At 63.7% G+C, this 19,497-nt stretch carries 14 protein-coding genes and 1 other RNA gene; 7 read left to right on the forward strand and 8 right to left on the reverse strand.

The window, feature by feature from the left end; genetic code table 11:
- Window positions 1-98: 98 nt before the first annotated feature.
- The 3 genes from ACTIFF_RS08360 to ACTIFF_RS08370 are packed head-to-tail and all read right to left on the reverse strand — an operon-like array spanning window position 99 to window position 4,193.
- Complete coding sequence (locus ACTIFF_RS08360) at window positions 99-1,214, reverse strand: enolase C-terminal domain-like protein (RefSeq protein ID WP_439536419.1); 1,116 nt, start codon at window positions 1,212-1,214, stop codon at window positions 99-101.
- A gap of 4 nt (window positions 1,215-1,218) precedes the next feature.
- Complete coding sequence (locus ACTIFF_RS08365; RefSeq protein ID WP_439536420.1) at window positions 1,219-3,750, reverse strand: GH3 family domain-containing protein; 2,532 nt, start codon at window positions 3,748-3,750, stop codon at window positions 1,219-1,221.
- Window positions 3,747-4,193 (reverse strand): hypothetical protein, encoded by a 447-nt coding sequence (locus ACTIFF_RS08370; RefSeq protein ID WP_439536421.1) that lies wholly within the window; start codon window positions 4,191-4,193, stop codon window positions 3,747-3,749. The genes ACTIFF_RS08365 and ACTIFF_RS08370 overlap by 4 nt, the downstream gene beginning before the upstream one ends.
- Window positions 4,194-4,516: 323 nt before the next feature.
- On the opposite strand from ACTIFF_RS08370, the gene htpX reads away from it, so the two are divergent.
- The 3 genes from htpX to ACTIFF_RS08385 all read left to right on the forward strand — a co-directional run bounded on the left by htpX (window position 4,517) and on the right by ACTIFF_RS08385 (window position 9,118).
- Window positions 4,517-5,392, forward strand: a complete 876-nt coding sequence (htpX, locus tag ACTIFF_RS08375) for a protease HtpX (RefSeq protein ID WP_306478023.1) — start codon at window positions 4,517-4,519, stop codon at window positions 5,390-5,392.
- Between the two features lie 43 nt (window positions 5,393-5,435).
- A complete protein-coding gene (locus ACTIFF_RS08380; protein ID WP_439536422.1) occupies window positions 5,436-6,425 on the forward strand; it encodes a YcjF family protein in 990 nt (329 codons plus the stop codon).
- Window positions 6,426-6,700: 275 nt separating this feature from the next.
- The gene (locus ACTIFF_RS08385) at window positions 6,701-9,118 is read left to right on the forward strand and encodes a bifunctional diguanylate cyclase/phosphodiesterase (protein ID WP_439536423.1); all 2,418 of its coding nucleotides are present in this window, start codon (window positions 6,701-6,703) and stop codon (window positions 9,116-9,118) included.
- 177 nt (window positions 9,119-9,295) lie between these two features.
- On the opposite strand, the gene ssrA is transcribed toward ACTIFF_RS08385, so the two are convergent.
- From ssrA to ACTIFF_RS08410, 5 genes are all read right to left on the reverse strand, one after another.
- Window positions 9,296-9,658, reverse strand: a transfer-messenger RNA (tmRNA) gene (gene ssrA / locus ACTIFF_RS08390).
- Between the two features lie 31 nt (window positions 9,659-9,689).
- Window positions 9,690-10,349, reverse strand: a complete 660-nt coding sequence (locus ACTIFF_RS08395; protein WP_439536424.1) for an HAD family hydrolase — start codon at window positions 10,347-10,349, stop codon at window positions 9,690-9,692.
- On the reverse strand, window positions 10,342-11,049 hold the full coding sequence (ubiG, locus tag ACTIFF_RS08400) for a bifunctional 2-polyprenyl-6-hydroxyphenol methylase/3-demethylubiquinol 3-O-methyltransferase UbiG (RefSeq protein WP_439536425.1): 708 nt from the start codon (window positions 11,047-11,049) through the stop codon (window positions 10,342-10,344). The genes ACTIFF_RS08395 and ubiG overlap by 8 nt, the downstream gene beginning before the upstream one ends.
- Before the next feature lie 120 nt (window positions 11,050-11,169).
- Window positions 11,170-11,910, reverse strand: coding sequence for an OmpA family protein (locus ACTIFF_RS08405; RefSeq protein WP_439536648.1), 741 nt, complete (start codon window positions 11,908-11,910; stop codon window positions 11,170-11,172).
- 138 nt (window positions 11,911-12,048) lie between these two features.
- Entirely contained in the window at window positions 12,049-13,380 is a 1,332-nt protein-coding gene (locus ACTIFF_RS08410; RefSeq protein ID WP_439536649.1) for a TRZ/ATZ family hydrolase, read from the reverse strand.
- A gap of 190 nt (window positions 13,381-13,570) precedes the next feature.
- Between ACTIFF_RS08410 and gyrA the strand changes: the two genes are divergently transcribed.
- Genes gyrA through hisC form a run of 4 tightly spaced genes read left to right on the forward strand, consistent with a single transcriptional unit; the run spans window position 13,571 to window position 19,489 of the window.
- A complete protein-coding gene (gene gyrA, locus ACTIFF_RS08415; RefSeq protein ID WP_439536426.1) occupies window positions 13,571-16,183 on the forward strand; it encodes a DNA gyrase subunit A in 2,613 nt (870 codons plus the stop codon).
- A 7-nt stretch (window positions 16,184-16,190) separates the two neighbouring features.
- Window positions 16,191-17,276: a 3-phosphoserine/phosphohydroxythreonine transaminase gene (gene serC / locus ACTIFF_RS08420; RefSeq protein WP_439536427.1), complete on the forward strand. Its 1,086-nt coding sequence runs from the start codon at window positions 16,191-16,193 to the stop codon at window positions 17,274-17,276.
- Between the two features lie 3 nt (window positions 17,277-17,279).
- Complete coding sequence (pheA, locus tag ACTIFF_RS08425) at window positions 17,280-18,395, forward strand: prephenate dehydratase (protein ID WP_439536428.1); 1,116 nt, start codon at window positions 17,280-17,282, stop codon at window positions 18,393-18,395.
- On the forward strand, window positions 18,392-19,489 hold the full coding sequence (gene hisC / locus ACTIFF_RS08430) for a histidinol-phosphate transaminase (RefSeq protein WP_439536429.1): 1,098 nt from the start codon (window positions 18,392-18,394) through the stop codon (window positions 19,487-19,489). Before pheA ends, hisC begins: the two co-directional genes overlap by 4 nt.
- The last annotated feature ends 8 nt before the right edge of the window (window positions 19,490-19,497 follow it).

Genomic DNA, 19,497 nt, shown 5'->3' on the forward strand with positions numbered 1-19,497 from the left:
ACGGATCGGAAGTTCAAGTATGCGCAAGCTGTTGTTGCGTCGCAACAACCCTGTGTGATCCGCACCCGGGGGCAGGCGTGCGGCGCGGCACGCAATCGTCAGGTGGCTGCATCCGGAGCGGCGACTGTCAGGCCCCAGCCGGGCCGCGCAGCGATGCCGAGGCATTCGATGTCCAGCACGCCACCGGCGCCGAACATCAGCGACGGTTGCACCGGGTCGGTTTCGAGCAGGTGTGTGCCGACTGCGCCTTCCTGTGCCAGCAATCGAGCCCCGGCGTGATCGGCGATGGTGAGTGCAGCGCGCGTCAGCAGGCTCGTTTCGCCCACGTGGGCGCCGACGATCAGCAATACTCCGCGGGACCGCGCAGCCTCGACCAGGGCCAGCGAGCGGATCAGACCGCCCATCTTGGACACCCGGACATTGACGATCCAGCGTGCCGGCGCGTCGGCCAGCCGGTCGAGCTGATCGGTGCGGAGCAGGCTCTCGTCGAGGATGATGCGCGTGTCGAGCCGTTCGGCCAGGACGTCCAGCGCGTCGATGTCGCCTGCAGCCAGCGGTTCTTCGAGTGCCGCGAAGCGCATGCCGAGCGCGGTGATGAAATCCGCCGCGCGGGCGGGGTCACGCCACAGGTTGTTCGCGTCGGCACGCACCCGGTGTGGCGCGATGCCTGCAGCGGTCAGCGCCTCGATCTTCTGCCGGTCGCGCGCTGCATCCCCGGACAGCTTGATCTTGAAGTCGCGGAACCCATGCTGGACGTAACGTGCGAGCTGCGCGGCGAAACGGCCGGGTTCGGCGTCGCCGAGCACCGCGCTGTATTGGAAGCGGCCGGACAGCGGCGGCAGTCCGAGCAGGCGTTCGACCGGGCAGTCCTGCTGCTGCGCGAACAGATCCAGCAGCGCCAGTTCGACCGCCGCCCAGGCCGCCGGGTGGCGATCGATGAGCGCGTGGTTTCGCTCGACCCAGTCACGCAGCGATGCGGGATCGTGAATGTCCGACCGCCATGCGTCGACGTGCGCCGAAACGAAAGCCTGCGCGCCGGGCAGGCTTTCGCCGGTGACGTACTCGCGCGGGCAGCCTTCGCCGTGGCCGATGAAGCCGCCGCCGCATGCGCTCACCCACAGGCTCTGCATGGAGGAGCGCTCGGCCGACGCGTGCCGGAAGGCTTCGCGGAACGGCAGATCGAGCGGACGTGCGGTCAGGGCGTCGAGCGGCATGGCGTCAATCCGTTCGCCGGTGCGGCCGGAAGTCGAATCGCATGTCTCGTGCATAGTTCAGCGCGACCACCTTGAACTGCCCCTCGCGCTGGCCGCGTCGCACGCAGTCGTCCTTGTAGGCCTCACCGGTACCCGAAGCAAGCCAATTGGCCTCGAGTGCGCCGAGCCGCCCGCTTTCGCGCTTGGCGCGGTATTCGATGTTCAGCTCGCACAGCTGCGCGTCGACCGCCTGCCCGAAAGTCTGTGCATCAAGCGCCGGCAACGGATCAGGCTCTGCATACAGACGATAGGCACTGCGTGTTTCGTCGGCCAGCATCATCACGAAGCGGGCCGGCGGGCCGTGCTGTGCCAGTACCTGCCGCACCGCGTCGAGCACCTGCGCTTCGTACAGCTTCTCGCCGGTGATGCTGGTGACGCCTTTGCCTTTCTGGACGAAACGCAACAGGGGTGTGCGGTGCAGGAAGCCGGTCACCCTGACCACATCGTTGATGAAGTAGCGGTAGAGCCCGGACGGCGTGGTGACGATCACGTAGTACTCGTGACCCTTCTGCAGACCGTCGATCGTCAGGAACTCCGGCTGGCCGGTGTCCCAGCGCCGGCGTTCGACGAACTCGAAGAAGTGCGTGTCCAGCGTCGGCAGACCACTGCCGCGATTCCGGCCGAGCGTGATCGTGCCGCGGAATTCGCTCGACATGTAACCCAGTTCGAACAGACGGGTATCCGGCGCGAGTTCGGCGCGCAAGGCGTCGGCTGCAACACCTGCGCTGGCGCAGGTCCAGGTCACCACGAGCTTCAGGTCCGGCCACAGATCGGCCAGCTTCGGCTGCGTCTCGCACGTATCGAGCTTCGCCAGGACATCCGCCCGTGCCGGGTCGGCTTCCAACCGGCCGGCCAGCGCCGCACGCACGTCTCCGGTCAGGGCGTCCGACAGGAAGAAGCCACCCTGACGCACATCGCTGACCAGCTGGCCTGAATGTGCGCGGTAGAGCCGCGCGAGCTGCAGCAAGGTGCTCGGATTCGCCGTGCCCAGATAGCTGACGTCGCGCCGTACGATGGCCAGTCGAAGGATGGTGAGGTACTTGACCCGGCTGTCGGGAATCGCCATGACCTCCGGCGGTACGACGAAGCGGTCACGCACGAGTCCGGGTGAGTTGAGCGCGACGATGCCCGACGCCGATCCGAAAGGTTTGCCGTTGGCCAGCAGCCCTTCATGGATGGGGCTGTAGATGACGAGCAGCGTGCCGTCGAATGCGTGCGGGCATACGCCATGCTGGAACGCTACCGCGGTCCGCTGAAGCTGCCCCAGTTCGGCCAGATGGGCGGCGGTCACCGGCACGTGCTTGGGCTGTCCGGTGGTGCCACTGGTGCATACGTAGCCTGCGGGTGGCGCCACGGTCAGCGCGGCCTCGCCGTGTGCGATCTCGGCCTCGATGTAGGGTCGCAGCGTTTCGTAGTCCTGCACGCTCACCGTGCGGGCATAGGCCGTGTAAACATCGAGCGCGGCAAAGCCATGCTGCCGGCCGAATGCGGAATCGCGGTTGTCGCGCAGGATGCGTGCGAGTACCGCGTCCTGCGCGCGCATCGGGTCGCGTGTCATCTGTGCCAGCCTTCGCCGCGCCCGCCACCGAATCCAGCGCAGGCCGAGGTGCAGCAGCTGCCGCCTGACCGGCTGCCGCGACGGGTGGCGGACGTGCCGGAACGGCGCTGCGATCTGAGCCAGAAAGCCCTGAGGATAGTGCCGGTCCGGAATGCCCAGCTCGCCGACCTCGCGTCCGGGCGGCAGATACCAGGTGCCGAACAGTACGTCCCACACGGCCGTCGTGCTGCCGAAATTGCAGGCCGCGACTTTCGGGTCTCGCGCGTGGTGCCAGCGATGGGTTTCCGCGCTGCCCACCAGGTAGTTCAACCACCCGTAGCGCAGCGCCAGGTTGCTGTGCTGGAAGAAGCCATTGACCGAGTACACCAGGGCATAACCTGCCAGCACCTCGGGTGCCACGCCGAGCAGCAGGAAGGGCGCAGTATCGAGCGAGAAGTGCAGCGCCTTTTCCAGCGGGTGAAAGCGGCCGACGTTCAGCAGATACAGGATGTCCGGCGAATGGTGTACCTCGTGCAGCCGCCACAGCGCCGGGAAGTGATGGCAGGCCCGATGCAGCCAGTAACGCATCAGGTCCACCGCCAGCACCATGATCAGAACCTGCAGCGGCAGCGGCCAGTCATGCGGCCACGGCCCGTCCGGACCGGCGTCATGTCTGATATCGGCCAGCGCGAATACCACAGCCGCCGCCAGCAGCGACGGCCAGACGACCTGTACAGTGGCCATGAAGGCGGCATCGGTACGCAGGTCTGCAGCATGCGGCTTCCAGTCGGCGCGGGCGAAGCATCGCTGCTCGAGCAACAGGATGGCGACCCCGGTCAGTACGATGGGCAGATGACTGGCCAAAGTGAGGGGTGCGCCGACTGACAGCAGGATGGAAAACAACAGCGCAGCACCGGTCAGACCGGCGGGATAAAGGCCATGGCTCAGTGCGGTGTTCATCGGAAGGGCGTTGCAGGCGACGCGTGATGGGCGAGTGCGAGCACAAAGGAGGCGAGCACAAGATGGAAGATGGCGGGGATCCAGCTGCTGAACCAGGCGGGCGCCGCGGGTATCAGCAAACCGACACCGATGCGCGCGATGGACCCTGCCAGATAGATGCGGCCGGCCAGCGTCGCGCGATGGCAAGTTTCGTCAGACCAGACCAATCTGCCGCGGCCGGCCAGCCAGTTGCCCCGACACATCAGCAGCAGGATCAGAAGCTGGCTGAACAGCAGTAGCGGATAAGGCAGATTGCTGCCCTGAAACGCAGTGACGTCCGGCAGGCTGTCGATCGGCGCCCAGTACTGCAAGAACTGGGCGAACACCCGCAGGGCGAACAGGGCAGTCAGCCCCCAGAGGAGGCCTGTCGATGCGGGAGTTGTGCGCGCGTGCGTTGTGGCCATTTTGTGTGATCCACTCGTACTGTCCTCGCCGGCTCGTCTCCGGCTCCGACGGTATAGCGGCTTGTACTGCACGAAGCAAGATGGACAGATGGCCTATCCATCTGTCTCACACGGGAGGTCGTTGAGCACGGTTGGCAATGCGCTGCAATGGCATGAACAGCCTTTGGCGCACTCATCCAAACTTCTGAATTTTGGAAGTAAGACGTAGATATGTTCGTCTTGATGGAAGTTTGGAGGGCGCTTAGCATCACTGGCAATCGGTCACCGAAGTGACGACGGTTATCCGCGCCACCGGCTTCCGGACATACAAGGAGAGTTACACCATGAAACGCATCGTGCTTTTTCTCGCCACCAACATGGCCATCGTGCTGGTCCTGTCCATCACCATGCGCTTGCTGGGCGTCGAACCCTACCTGAACGAGAACGGGCTCAACCTCGGTTCGCTGCTCATCTTCGCCGCGGTGATGGGCTTCGGCGGCTCGCTGATTTCGCTCGCCATTTCGAAGTGGACGGCCAAAAAATCGATGGGCGTACGGGTCATCGAAACGCCCGCCAATTCGACCGAGTTCTGGCTCTACGAAACCGTGCGCAAGTATTCGGAAGAAGCCGGCATCAAGATGCCGGAGGTCGGCATCTACGATTCGCCGGATGTAAACGCCTTCGCCACCGGCATGAGCAAGAACAGTTCGCTGATCGCCGTATCGACCGGCCTTCTGCAGCAGATGACGCGCGCAGAAGCCGAAGCGGTGCTCGGTCACGAGGTCGCGCACGCCGCCAATGGCGACATGGTTACGCTGGCGTTGATCCAGGGTGTGGTGAACACTTTCGTGATGTTCCTGTCGCGCGTCATCGGCCACACGGTCGACCGGGTCGTGTTCAAGAATGAAGACGGTCACGGTCCCGCCTTCTTCGTCACGATGATCGTGGCCGAACTGATCCTCGGTGTCCTCGCGTCCATCATCGTCATGTGGTTTTCGCGTCGCCGTGAATTCCGTGCAGACACCGGTGGCGCACAGTTGGCGGGTCGCAAGAACATGATTGCTGCGCTGGAGCGTCTGAATGCGATGCACCCGCAGCCGCTGCCCGACAAGATGGCCGCCTTCGGCATCGCCGGTGGCGGTGCGATGGGTCTCAAGCGCCTGTTCATGACGCACCCGCCGCTGGAAGAACGCATCGCTGCGCTGAAGGCCGCGCAGTGAGTGCGTCGGCAGTGCAGTCGATTAACCGAAACGGAGTGACGACATGAAGCCCGAAGAACAGAGCGCCCTGCTGGCCGTCGTATTGCACGCGGCGCTCGCCGACGGCAACAAGCATGACCGCGAACGCGACGAAATACGCCGTATCGCCGAATCCGTTTCGGGGGAGGCGGGCGGCGCCGATCTGGGCCGCGTCTATCAGGATGTGCTGCTCCGGCGGGTGTCGCTGGATGCGTGCATCGCCGCGCTGACCGACGCAGGCCAGCGCCAGCTCGCCTATGAAATGGCGGTGTGCGTCTGCGACGCCGATGGCCGGCAGAGCGAAGCCGAACAACGTTTCCTCGGCGACCTGAAGACGCGTCTGCGGCTCGACGCCGAGCAGACGGCCGCTTTCGATGCCCAAGCCGAAGCCATCCTGGCCTCCAGTGAGGGCGCGGTGCCGTTGTCGGTCGGTGGAGCGCAGCGCCCCGTCGCGGCGGTACCCGCTGCCGCGACGGCCACGGTGTTCCAGTCGTCGCTCCCGGAAGCCGAGCTTGACAAGTCCATCCTCAACCATTCGCTGATCAATGGTGCACTTGAGCTGCTGCCGCAGTCGTGGGCGTCGATGGCCATCATTCCGCTGCAGGTCAAGATGGTCTACGGCATCGGCAAGGCGCACGGCGTGACGCTGGACCAGGGCCACATCCGGGAGTTCATTGCCGCGGCCGGCGTCGGGCTGACGTCGCAATACCTCGAACAGTTCGGTCGCAAGCTGCTTGGCGGCCTGCTGGGCAAGGCGGCCGGCAAGACTTTCGGCAAGCTGGGCGGCGCGGCGACCGGCATGGCGTTCTCGTTCGCCACCACCTATGCGCTCGGCCAGCTGGCGAAACGCTATTACGCCGGCGGTCGCGTGATGAATGCCGCGATGTTGCGCGACACCTTCCAGAACCTGCTCACGCCAGCGAAGCAGATGCAGGCGCAGTACCTGCCGCAGATCCGCCAGCAGGCCGAAACGCTGGACATGGGTCGGGTGATGGCGATGGTCCGAGGCAACTGACACAGTGCCTGTGTGACGGACCCGGGATGACGCAAAGATGAAAAGTACGGCTTTCCGCGCGCGTCTGCCTTCGACAAGAGTCGACGCCGGAACGGCGACCTGGAGGACCGTATCGATTCCAGCGGATCTGCCTTGGCGCCGCGCCATCCGGCATCGCTGAAGCTTCAGTGTTGCACGTTCAGGCCGATATCATGATCACGAATTGAATTCCGGACCATGATCAGGGGGGCCTGCACAGTCATGAAGGCGGATCGAACCTCCCGAGGCGTGCTGGCGTGAGCCTGCGCACGCGCATATTGCTGCTGGCGCTGGCGGCATCCGTGCTGCCGGTGCTTGCCATGCTCTGGCTGCTGCTGGAAAACCGCAGCGCCACGGTCGCGCAGGCGCGCGAGCAACTCATCGCGCGCACCGACATCATTGCGAACGAACTCGACGACCGGATCGCCGGCACGGCCCAGCTGTTGTTCGGGCTCGGGCGTGTGTCCGTCGTCGGCAGTGATGACAAGGCTGCCTGCTCCGCCTTCCTGGCCGACGTGCTGAAGGAACATCCGCAGTACACGGGCATCCTGACCATCCTGCCGGACGGCCGGCTGCACTGCGATTCACTGCGCAGCGGTCGTACGCTTCAGCTCAATGATCGTGGCTATTTCCGCCAGGCGCTGACCTCGGACGGACCGGTGGTGGAACCGGTGATCGGGCGGCTGACCGGCAAGGGCGTGTTGCAGATCGCCTATCCGGTGCGCGCGGCCGACGGCACGCTGCGTTTCATCCTCCTGGCGTCGCTCGATATGGACAACTACGGCCGTGCGGTGGCGAATGCACTGCCCTATGCGCGCATGCATTTCCAGGTGTGGAACCATGACGGCTCCATCGTCATGGATTTCCCCGGGGCACAGCAGGCTGCGATGGATATCGGACCCGCGCAGCGGCGATTCATGCTGGCAACCAATCCCCGACGTACCGAAACCCTGGATCCAGGACCAAACGCCCGCATCTGGGCACGTAGCGCGCTGCCGCGTACGCCCGCAGCAGACCTGCATCTGGCGTTGAGTGTGCCCGAAGCCGATCTGAACGAACGGATAGACGGGCAGTTCCGGCGAGCACTCGGCGCACTTGTTGCGCTGGCAGCGCTCATGTTTGCCAGCGCAGCCCTGCTGGGCGAGTTTGCGGTGCGACGGCAGGCCATGCGGCTGATGCAGGCCATTTCGCGCGTGGATGCCGGCGATTACAGCTCACCGGGCGATGCGCATTATCCGCGTGGCGAACTGGGCGAGGTCATGCAGGCGCTTGACCGCATGGCGTGTTCTCTGGATCAGCAGCGTCAGCAGATTGCCCGCAACAACGAGGCGCTGGAGCGGCAGGCATGCATCGATGCGCTGACCGGCTTGGCCAATCGCCACATGCTGACTGACCGGCTCGGCCATGCACTGGCCGAGGCGCGGCGGGTCAATCGCGTAGCAGGCGTGCTGATGCTGGACCTCGACCGATTCAAGACCGTGAACGACAGCCTCGGCCATAGCCAGGGTGACCTGCTGCTGCAGGAGGTCGCGGGTCGTCTCAGCCGATGCGTGCGCGAGGGCGATACCGTGGCGCGGCTGGGCGGCGACGAGTTTGTCGTCGTGCTCGCCGACATGGCCGATGCGGACCATATCGTGCCGGTTGCGCGGAAGATTCTGTGCGCACTGGCGGCGCCGGTCGAGGTCGGTCTGCAGGTCTTGTCGGTCACGACCAGTCTTGGCATCGCTGTATTTCCGCGTGACGGTGCCACCGCCGATGCGTTGCTGCAGCACGCCGACACTGCGATGTACCGCGCCAAGGATCAGGGCGGGAACGCCATGGCCTTCTTCACGCCGGAAATGATGCAGGCCATGGTCGAACGTCTGCAGGTTGAAGCCGGCCTGCGTCGCGCGCTTGATCAGGGCGAACTGCGCCTGCACTTCCAGCCCATCATTGACGCGCGCAGCGGCGAGGTTACGTCAGCCGAAGCGCTGGTCCGGTGGCAGGATCCACAGCGCGGACTGGTGTCGCCGATTCAATTCATCCCGATCGCGGAGGAAACCGGGCTTATCGTACCGATCGGTGAGTGGGTGCTGCGTGAGGCCTGCCGTCAGGTGCAGATCTGGCGGACACTCGGGCTGGGCGACATCCCGGTGGCCGTCAATCTGTCGGCACGTCAGTTCAGCGTGCCCTCGCTCGATGAATCGGTCGCGCAGGCCCTGGCGGACAGCCAGTGTCCGGCGTCGCTTCTGCATCTTGAAATCACCGAAAGCTCGATCATGGAGCACGTCGATCAGGCGCTCGAATCCCTGCACCGTCTTGCTGCGCTGGGCGTGCACCTGACCATTGACGACTTTGGCACCGGCTACTCGTCACTCAGCAAGCTCAAGCAGTTTCCGGTGCGTACGCTCAAGATCGACCGCAGTTTCATCCACGACATCGAAGTCGATGCCAGTGACGATGTGCTGGTCGATGCCATCCTCGCACTCGCCCAGAAGCTCGGCTTGCGCACGGTGGCTGAAGGCGTCGAGACCCTGGCTCAGGTCGCCTTCCTCGAAAAACGAGGTTGCGATGCCTACCAGGGGTTTCTGTTCTCGCGCCCCTGCGATGCGACTGCATTCATACGGGTGGTGCGCGAACGCAATGGCACCGCGACCGCGGAGCCGATGCAGGCCGCAGAAGTGGTGCTTGGATAGGAGGTCGCGGGCTCGAAAGGCTCCGATCCAGCGCTGACGCGCGCGAGCGCCGGATCTCGTTGGATGAGCGGGTACCGGCCGGTCAGGCGCCAGCGAGCACGCCGGCTCAGTGCAGAAGCTTTCAACCAGCCATTAAAACGAAAAACCCACTGACGAATCAGTGGGTTATCGTTCGATTGGTGGAGGCGGCGGGAATCGAACCCGCGTCCGCAAGCCCTACACAGACAGTTCTACATACTTAGCCTGGCCATTTGATCTAACCCGTCACCCGCCGACCCGGCAGGCTGATGAAAGGCGATCCGCTTGATTTTCGTGATGCACCACGCGGCGGAGTGCATCCTTACTTTAGCTGTTAATGGCGCTGCTACCGGTTGCCCGGCCCGACCCGCTAATCAGTCGGTGCAGCGTCCGGCCTTAAGCGGCCAGAGCGTAAGATTCGTCGTTGGCGACTATCTAATTTTCGGTTGGATTTACGAGGTACTCCGACCCTCGGTATGCCCTGCGCTGCTTCGCGACCCACGTCGAGACCAGGTCGCCCCCTCAGCAACCATATGGTACCACCCGACGGTGATTACAAGAGGGTGAGCAGTTCGAGCGGGTGGTGGATGATGTGGTCGGCACCCCAGTCGCGGAAGTGCGTGCCGGTACCGAGGTAGCCGAAGGCCGCCGTGACGGTGCGCATGCCTGCGGCGCGCCCGGCCTCGATATCGCGTAGGTCATCACCGACGTAGATGCAGCGCGCCGGGTCGACCGCCATCTCTTCGGCCGCCAGCTTCAGGCCTGCAGGGTCCGGTTTCGGCACGGCAACGCTGTCGCCGCTGATGATGCTGGACGCGCGTTCTTGCAGGCCAAGTTCGCGCATCAGGGGCAGTGTGAAGCGAGCCGCCTTGTTCGTGACCACGCCCCACGGAAGGCTGGCGAGTTCGAGTCGCGTCAGCACTTCACCCATTCCCTCGAACAAGCGGGTCTGCACGCACAGTGCCGTTTCGTAGATCGTCAGGAACCGACTTGCGAGGGCGGCATATCGCTCGTCGTCCGGGGTGATCCCGAATCCGGCGCCGATCAGGCCGCGCGCGCCGGCCGAAGTGTGAGGCCGCAACACTTCGGGTGGCAGTTCAGGCAGGCCGGATTCGCTGCGCAACCGGTTCAGCGCGCCGCCGAGGTCGGGCGCGGTGTCGGCCAGTGTGCCGTCCAGGTCGAACAGCACACCACGCGTACGCAATTCATTCATCGCGCACGCATCGCATCAGGTAATTGACTGAGGTGTCGCGGCCGAGCGAATAGACCTGGGTCAGGGGGTTGTAGCTCATTCCCATCATTTCGGCCTCGCGCAGGCCCGCTGCCCGCGCGTCCTGTGCAAGTTCGGACGGCTTGATGAACTTTTCGTATTCGTGCGTACCGCGCGGCAGGAGGCGCAGAACGTATTCCGCACCGACGATGGCAAACAGCCAGGACTTCGGATTGCGGTTCAGCGTCGAGAAGAACACCGTGCCGCCCGGGCGCACCAGTGTGGCGCATGCGCGTATCGTGCTCGCCGGATCAGGTACGTGTTCCAGCATTTCCATGCAGGTGACCACGTCGTACCGGCCGGCACTTTCGCGTGCGTGGTCTTCCGCCGACTGGAGCACGTAGCGCACGTTGCGGCCGCTTTCCAGCAGGTGAAGACGTGCGACCGACAGCGCCTTTTCGCTGAGATCGATGCCGGTCACGTCCGCGCCGCGCGCGGCCATGCTCTCCGACAGGATGCCACCGCCGCAACCCACGTCGAGCACGCGTTTGCCGGCTATGCCGATACAGCGGTCTATCCAGTCGAGGCGCAGCGGGTTGATTTCATGCAGCGGGCGAAACTCGGATTCCGGGTCCCACCAGCGATGCGCAAGCTCGGAAAATTTCTCCAGCTCGAGCGGATCGGCGTTCTGTTGAGTAGTCATGTGGGTATGGACAGGGCGAGATGTGCATCGGTTGCAGACGATGGTATACGCAGCCTCTGGAAAAGTCGGACGAAAAAAAGCCCTGCACGAGTGCAGGGCTTTTCAGATCAAGGAACCCGATTACTTCTGGGTGCCGATGATTTCAATATCCACGCGACGGTCAGGCTGGAGGCAATTCACCAGCTTCTTGTTGCGGAAGTTCTCTGCACCCATCTTCATGCAGGCATCGCCCGTGACCGGCTGCGATTCGCCCTTGCCTTCCGTGTATACACGGTTGGCTTCGACGCCCTTGCTGACGATGTAGTCCTTGACCGCAGCTGCGCGCTTCTCGGACAGCGTCTGGTTGTACTTTTCCTTGCCGATGCGGTCAGCGTGGCCAACAGCGATGATCACTTCGAGGTCGATTGAACCGAGCTTGCTGACCACGTCGTCGATCTTGTCCTTGCCTTCTTGGCGCAGCACAGCCTTGTCGAAATCGAACAGGGCATCAGCCGACAGGGTGATCTTCTGTGCGGCGGGCTTCGGTGCCGCAGCCGGTGCCGGTGCGGGCTCAGCCTTCGGTGCCGGTGCGGCTACCGGAGCGGGCGGCTCGCAGACATCCTTCGGCAGAAGGTCCTTGTCGCAGGCGCAGCCGACGGCGGGCACTGACGCGGCGTAGGCTGGGGTCCAGAATCCGGTTCTCCAGCAGAGGCCGGTTGCGCTGCGGACGACAACGCCGCGGCTGTCGATCACATACGGGACGTGGGCCTGAATCTTCGGATCGACCTTGATGTCTTCAGCCGCGAATGCATTCGAAGCAAAGCCGGCGGATGCGGCGAGCAGAGCGATGAGCAGCGGTTTTTGCGTCAGTTGTTTTAGCATGATCCCCTCGTATGAGACTTGAATCGGTTGTAAATCGGACCCTTCGTGGATTCGCAAGATTCCGGCGGAAACGCTCCCAAAGCCTTTGCTGAAACCACGATTACCAGCGATATCCGCCAGAACGGCAGCGGCAAGCCGTTATTTGATCACCTTATTTTGCCACAGCCGCCCGCGCGCCTTCAATTCGTTGTTGTGCGGGTGCAACAGAATGCCACGGCTGACGCGGGCTTGTCCTGCGACCCATACTTCGCTGACATGTTCCCGCCCTGCGGCATAGACGATGTGCGACAGCGGCGCGTAACGGGGGCATGTTTCCAGTGCGTCGAACGCCACCGCGCAGAGGTCAGCCGATTTGCCCGGGCGGATGGACCCGATGAGGTGATCGAGGCCGAGCGCGCGCGCGCCCCCCAGTGTTGCCATTTGCAACAACTGAACGGCGGGCAACGCCGCCGCGTCACCGGTCGTCAGCTTGGCAAGAAGCCCCGCCTGGCGCATCTCCTGGAACAGGTCGAGTCGGTTGTTGCTGGCGGCGCCATCGCTGCCCAGGCTGAGATTGACGCCGGCGGACACCAGCGCGGCCGCGGGCGCTGCGCCGCTTGCGAGTTTCATGTTGGAGGTGGGGCAGTGCGTCACGCTTGAACCTTCGCGGGCCAACAGCGCGATTTCGTCGCCATTCAGATGCACCGCGTGCACTGCGATCAGTGCGGGGCCGATCAGCCCGAGTCGGCGCAGACGTTCAAGTGGCCGTACCCCGTGTTGGGCAACGCTCTGCTCGATTTCACTCTGTGTTTCGTGCACATGGATGTGGACGGGGAGATCAAGTTGCTCGGCGAGTGTGCGGATGCGCTCGAATGTGGCGTCGCAAACCGTATAGGGCGCGTGGGGCGACAGCGTGAAGTGAATCAGCGGATGGGATTTGTAGTGATCCCTCACTGCGAGCCCCCGGCTGATGTACTGATCGGCGTCGCTGGCCCAGGCGCTGGGAAACTCGATGACCACGATGCCCAGCACGGCGCGCATGCCCAGATCGATCGCCGCTTCGGCGGCGGCATCCGGGAAGAAATACATGTCGTTGAAGCAGGTGACGCCGCCGCGCAGCATTTCAGCGCAGGCCAGGGAGGTTCCGTCGCGGACGAAGTCGTGGCTCACGTGTTCCTGCTCCGCCGGCCATATGCGCTCGCTCAGCCAGCGCATCAGCGGCAGGTCGTCCGCATACCCTCGCAGCAGATTCATCGCGGCGTGGCTGTGGGCATTGACCAGGCCCGGAATCAATACATGGTCGTCCAGCGTCCGCAGTTCACCCGGTACGTAGCGCTGGCGTGCTTCTTCGGCCGGAAGGACATCAACGATGCGGCCGTTGCTGACCGCAACGGCGTGATGTTCGAGCACCACCCCGGCCGGTTCGACCGGGATGATCCAGCGGGCTTCGATCAACAGGTCGATTGCAATGGGCGCTTGCGCTGTCTGCATGGGTGTCGGGCGGCGGGGAGGTCGGTGCGATTCGACGAAGTCTAGTCTGTCCGGGTGACGTGCGGCGGCCCCGGGGCGAGTGCAAGCGCATGTTAAACTTGCGGTTTGGCTGCACAAACCGCCCGCACAGACAGCTCGCCGTCTGACTGGTTTCATACAACGACAGCCGCAGTCCGCCTCCCGCCCTCAGATGACCATTTCTTTTGCCAAGGAAACGCTGCCCATTTCGCTCGAAGACGAAATGCGGCATTCCTACCTCGATTACGCGATGAGCGTGATCGTCGGCCGCGCGCTGCCCGATGTGCGCGACGGTCTCAAGCCGGTGCATCGCCGGGTGCTGTTCGCGATGCACGAGGCGAACATCCAGTGGAACCGGCCCTATGTGAAGTGCGCCCGCGTTGTGGGCGACGTCATGGGTAAGTACCACCCGCACGGCGATTCGGCGATATACGACACCTTGGTGCGCATGGCGCAGGACTTCTCGTTGCGCTACACGCTGATCGACGGCCAGGGCAATTTCGGATCGGTAGACGGCGACAACGCGGCGGCCATGCGCTACACCGAGTGCCGTCTGGACAAGATTGCCGCTGAACTGCTGGCCGACATCGACAAGGAAACCGTCGATTTCGGACCGAACTACGACGGCAAGGAGCAGGAGCCGCTGGTGCTGCCCAGCCGCATTCCTAACCTGCTGATCAACGGCAGTGCGGGCATCGCGGTCGGCATGGCGACCAACATTCCGCCGCACAATCTGGGCGAAGTGCTCGACGCCTGCCAGTTGCTGCTTAAGGAGCCGGATACCACGATCGAACAGCTCATCGACATCGTGCAGGCCCCCGATTTTCCGACCAGCGGATTCATCTACGGTCTGACCGGCGTGCGCGAGGGCTACCTGACCGGCCGCGGCCGCGTCGTCATGCGCGCCCGCACGCACTTCGAGGACATCGACCGCGGCAGTCGCCAGGCCATCATCGTCGACGAGTTGCCGTACCAGGTTAACAAGAAGACCCTGCTTGAGCGCATCGCCGAGCTGGTTAACGAAAAGCGGATCGAGGGTATTTCCGACATCCGCGACGAGTCGGACAAGTCCGGCATGCGCGTCGTGGTCGAACTCAAGCGCAACGAAGTGCCTGAAGTCATTCTGAACAACCTGTACAAGCTCACGCAGCTGCAGGACACCTTCGGCATGAACATGGTGGCGCTGGTCGATGGCCGCCCACGTTTGCTGAACCTGCGCGAAATGCTGGACTGCTTCCTGTCGCACCGGCGCGAAGTGATCACCCGTCGCACCGTGTTCGAGCTGCGCAAGGCGCGTGAACGCGGCCACGTACTCGAAGGTCTGGCGGTGGCGCTGTCGAACATCGACGAAATCATTGCGCTCATCAAGGCCTCGGCGTCGCGCGCCGAAGCGCAGGTCGCGCTGATGTCGCGCCCGTGGAAGTCGCCGCTGGTCGATGAAATGCTGGCCCGTGCCGGCGCCGAAGCCTTCCGACCGGACGGCCTCGATGCCGCATTCGGTTCGTTCGCCGACGGTTACCGCATGTCGGATGCGCAGGCCAAGGCCATTCTCGACATGCAATTGGCGCGCCTGACCGGCCTGGAGCAGGAAAAGATCATGTCCGAGTACAAGGAGGTGATCGCACAGATCATCGACCTGCTCGACATCCTGGCCCGCCCGGAACGCATCAACTGGATCATTTCCGACGAACTGCGCCAGATCCGCGACCAGTTCGCCGACGGTCGCCGCTCGGAAATCGTCACGCATACCCAGGATCTGGGCATCGAGGATCTGATCGCTCAGCAGGACATGGTCGTGACGCTGTCGCACGGCGGCTACTTCAAGCGCCAGCCATTGGCCGACTACCGTTCGCAGCGCCGCGGCGGTCGTGGCAAGCAGGCGGCGGCGGTGAAGGAAGACGACTTCGTCGATCAGCTGTTCATCGCCAACACGCACGACTACATCCTGTGCTTCTCCAGCCGCGGTCGCGTCTACTGGCTCAAGGTGTACGAAGCGCCGGAAGGATCGCGCAACTCGCGTGGCAAGCCCATCGTGAATCTGTTCCCGCTGATGGAGGGCGAGAAGATCACGGCCGTGCTGCCGGTCCGGGAATTCGACGAGAACCACTACATCTTCATGGCCACCGGCCGCGGCACGGTCAAGAAGACGCCGTTGTCGGACTTCGGCAATCCGCGCAAGGCCGGCATCATCGCCGTTGATCTGGACGAAGGCGACGTGTTGATTGGCGTCGCGATCACCGACGGAACTGACGACATCATGCTGTTCTCTGACGCCGGCAAGGCGGTGCGATTCGCCGAGGCTGACGTGCGTCCGATGGGCCGAACGGCGCGCGGCGTTCGCGGCATGATGATCGAAGGCGGCCAGAGCGTGATCTGCATGCTGGTGTCCAAGAACGATGAACTGAGTGTGCTGACCGCAACCGAGAACGGTTACGGCAAGCGCACCCGGGTGACCGAGTATCCGAAGCATGGTCGCGGCACCAAGGGCGTCATGGCGATCGCGTCAAGCGAGCGCAATGGCGCGGTGGTCGGTGCCGTTCTGGTCGATACCCGGGATGAAATCATGCTGATCTCAACCGGCGGCGTACTGATCCGCACGCGAGTGGAAGACATCCGGGAGATGGGCCGTTCGACCCAGGGCGTCACGCTGATCAACCTCGATGGTGGCACCCGCCTCGCGGGCGTCGAAAAGGTGATCGAAAGCGACAGCGAAGCCGACGTCGATTCCGACGCCGAGTCAGAGTCTGCCGGTGAAGCTGATGCCGGGGGCGAGGACGCGGAATAGTTCTGACATGGGCGAGCGCGCGTACAACTTCGGGGCTGGGCCGGCGATGATGCCGGATCCGGTGATCGAGCGGATTGCGCGCGAGTGGCAGGATTTTGATGGGGGTGGATACTCGGCGCTCGAATTGGGGCACCGCAGCGAACCGTTCGCCGACATTCTCGCCCGCGCCAAAGCGGACCTGCGCGAACTGCTCGCGATCCCCGATTCCCACCACGTGCTGTTCCTGCACGGCGGTGCCACGCCCCATTTCGCGATGGTGCCGCTGAATCTTGCGCGTGAGGGGCAGAGCGCGGATTACATCCACACCGGTTACTGGTCTGACAAGGCGATGGCAGAAGCCGCACCCCTGGTGAATGTACGCATCGCCGCCAGCGCGGCCGCAAGCGAATTCGATCGTGTACCGGAGGAGGCGAACTGGCAACTGGATCCGCAGGCCGCCTATGTACACATCTGCGCCAATGAAACGATAGGTGGCGTCGAATTTGCCGACTACCCTGACACCGGCAGCGTACCGCTGGTGGCGGACATGTCCTCCAACATCCTGTCACGGCCGATCGACGTGTCGCGCTTTGGACTGATCTACGCCGGCGCGCAGAAGAACATCGGCCCCGCCGGGCTGGCAATCGTGATCGTCCGCGACGACCTGCTGCGCCGTGCCCGCGCTGCGGTGCCGTCGGTGATGAACTACGCGCGCCACGTCGAGTGGGATTCGATGTACAACACACCCGCAGCGTTCATGATCTGGGTTGCCGGTCTGGTATTCGAACACGTGAAGAAGGCCGGTGGCGTCGCGGCGATGCAGCGTGAGAACGCGGCCAAGTCGACGCTCATCTACAACGTTCTCGATGGCTCGAAGCTGTACACGAACCGTATCCAGCCCGGGTCGCGCTCGCGCATGAACATACCGTTCTTCCTCCGCGAGCCCCGGCTGGAAACACGCTTTCTCGATGGCGCTCGCCGGCGCGGGTTGATAAACCTGAAGGGACATCGCGCAGTGGGCGGTGTGCGCGCCTCGCTCTACAACGCGATGCCGCTCGACGGTGCGCGGGCACTGGCCGACTACATGACTGAATTTGAACGCAGGTACGGTTGAACGATGGCATCCGATCCGACTCCCCCGACATCCACTTCCGAGCTGGAGGAATTGCTGAAGCTGCGCGATGCGATCGACGACATCGATCAGCGCGTGCTGCAGCTCATTTCCGAACGGGCGCGCGTTGCGCACCGCATCGGCGAGATCAAGCAGGGCAATATCTATCGCCCGGAACGCGAAGCTCAGGTGCTGCGCCGGCTCGAAGAGAACAATCCGGGTCCGCTGCCCGGCCACGCGGTCAAGACGGTGTTCCGCGAAATCATGTCGCACTGTCTTGCGCTTGAGCAGCCGCTGACGGTTGCCTTTCTCGGCCCGGCCGGTACCTTTTCCGAAAGTGCTGCACGTCGGCATTTCGGCACGGCGCCGGCGCTTTTGCCGCTGGCCACGATTGACGACGTGTTCCGTGCCGTGGAAGCGGGCAACGCGGCATATGGCGTCGTGCCGGTCGAAAATTCGACCGAGGGTGCAGTCGGTCGAACGCTGGACATGCTGCTCAGCACGACGCAGATGGTGTGCGGAGAAGTCATGTTGCGCGTCGAACAGAATCTGATGAGTCGCGACACGCCGTTGAAGCAGGTGCGCTGCGTCTATTCCCATTCGCAGTCGCTCGCGCAGTGTCATGAATGGCTCAACCGCAACTTGCCGGGCGTGCCGACAGTGGCGGTGGCCAGCAACGCCGAGGCGGCGCGTCGTGCAGCCGAGGAAGAACGTGCTGCGGCGATTGCCGGTGAGGCGGCGGCGCGTGCCTACGACCTGCATATCCTTGCCGCCAACATCGAGGATGATCCGGCGAACACGACCCGTTTCCTGGTGTTGGGCGAGCACGACGCAGGTCCCTCAGGCCGCGACAAGACCTCGCTCATCTTCACCGTCCAGAACCGTTCGGGTTCAGTGGTGCGTCTTCTGCAGCCACTGGCTGACGAGGGCGTCAGCATGACGAAGTTGCAGTCGCGACCGGTACGCGGTTTCGGCAGCGGGGGCTGGCAATATGTTTTCTATGTCGATATCGAAGGCCATCTGAGTGAGCCGGCCGTCAGCAAGGCGGTTACCCGCATCCGCGGCGAAGCAGGATCGCTAAAGGTGCTCGGTTCCTATCCGGTTTCGGTGAGCAATTCATGAGTGTGTTCGACCGCGCAGCGGCGCATATCCGTTCGATTTCCCCGTATCAGCCGGGCAAGCCGATTTCCGAACTGGCCCGCGAAATGGGACTGCAAGAGTCTTCCATCGTCAAACTGGCATCCAACGAGAATCCGCTGGGCATGAGCCCGCATGCGCGTGCAGCCGCGCTGGCGGCGATCGACGAGGTGCCGCGCTACCCCGACGGCAACGGCTTCGAACTGAAGCAGGCCGTGATGCGTCATCACGGCATCAACATCGATCAGATCGTGCTTGGCAACGGCTCGAACGACGTGCTCGAAATGGTGGCGCGCGCGCTTCTGGGGCCGGGTCGCAGTGCCGTGTATTCGAAGCATGCCTTCGCCGTCTATCCGTTGGCTACGCTCGCCGCGGGCGCGTGCGGCATCGAGGTGCCTGCACGCAATTTCGGCTGCGATCTCGACGCCATGCGTGCGGCCATCCGCGACGATACGCGTGTCGTATTCATCGCCAATCCGAACAACCCGACCGGCACCTTTGTTGATGCTGCCGCACTCGAACGTTTTGTCGCTTCAGTGCCGGCAGATGTTCTGGTTGTGCTCGACGAGGCTTACAGCGAGTATCTGCCGGAGCAGCTTGCCTACGACAGCGCACGCTGGCTGGCGCGCTACCCCAACCTGCTGGTGTCGCGCACTTTTTCCAAGGCATACGGCCTGGGTGGTCTGCGTGTCGGTTACGGCATCGGTCAGCCGCCCGTGATCGATCTGCTCAATCGCGTGCGGCAGCCGTTCAACGTGTCGAATGTGGGGCTCTCCGCAGCAGCGGCCGCACTTGCGGATCAGGACTTCGTGCGTGCATCGGCTGCAGCCAACGCAGCGGGGCTGCGCCAGATGGAAGCGTTCTTCGACGCCCAGGGCATCGAGTACATTCGCTCCTACGCCAATTTCATTGCGTTCCGCGCGGGCGATTCGGCCACCGTCAACCGCCGATTGCTCGAGCAGGGAGTCATCGTGCGTCCGATCGCCGGCTACGCGATGCCGGAATGGCTGCGTGTATCGATCGGTCTCGAGTCGGAGAACGCACGCTTCATCGATGCCCTGACAAGGGCGCGGACGTGACCGGCGCC

This window comes from Methyloversatilis sp. (assembly GCF_051861465.1).
In the GTDB taxonomy this organism is placed as follows: domain Bacteria; phylum Pseudomonadota; class Gammaproteobacteria; order Burkholderiales; family Rhodocyclaceae; genus Methyloversatilis.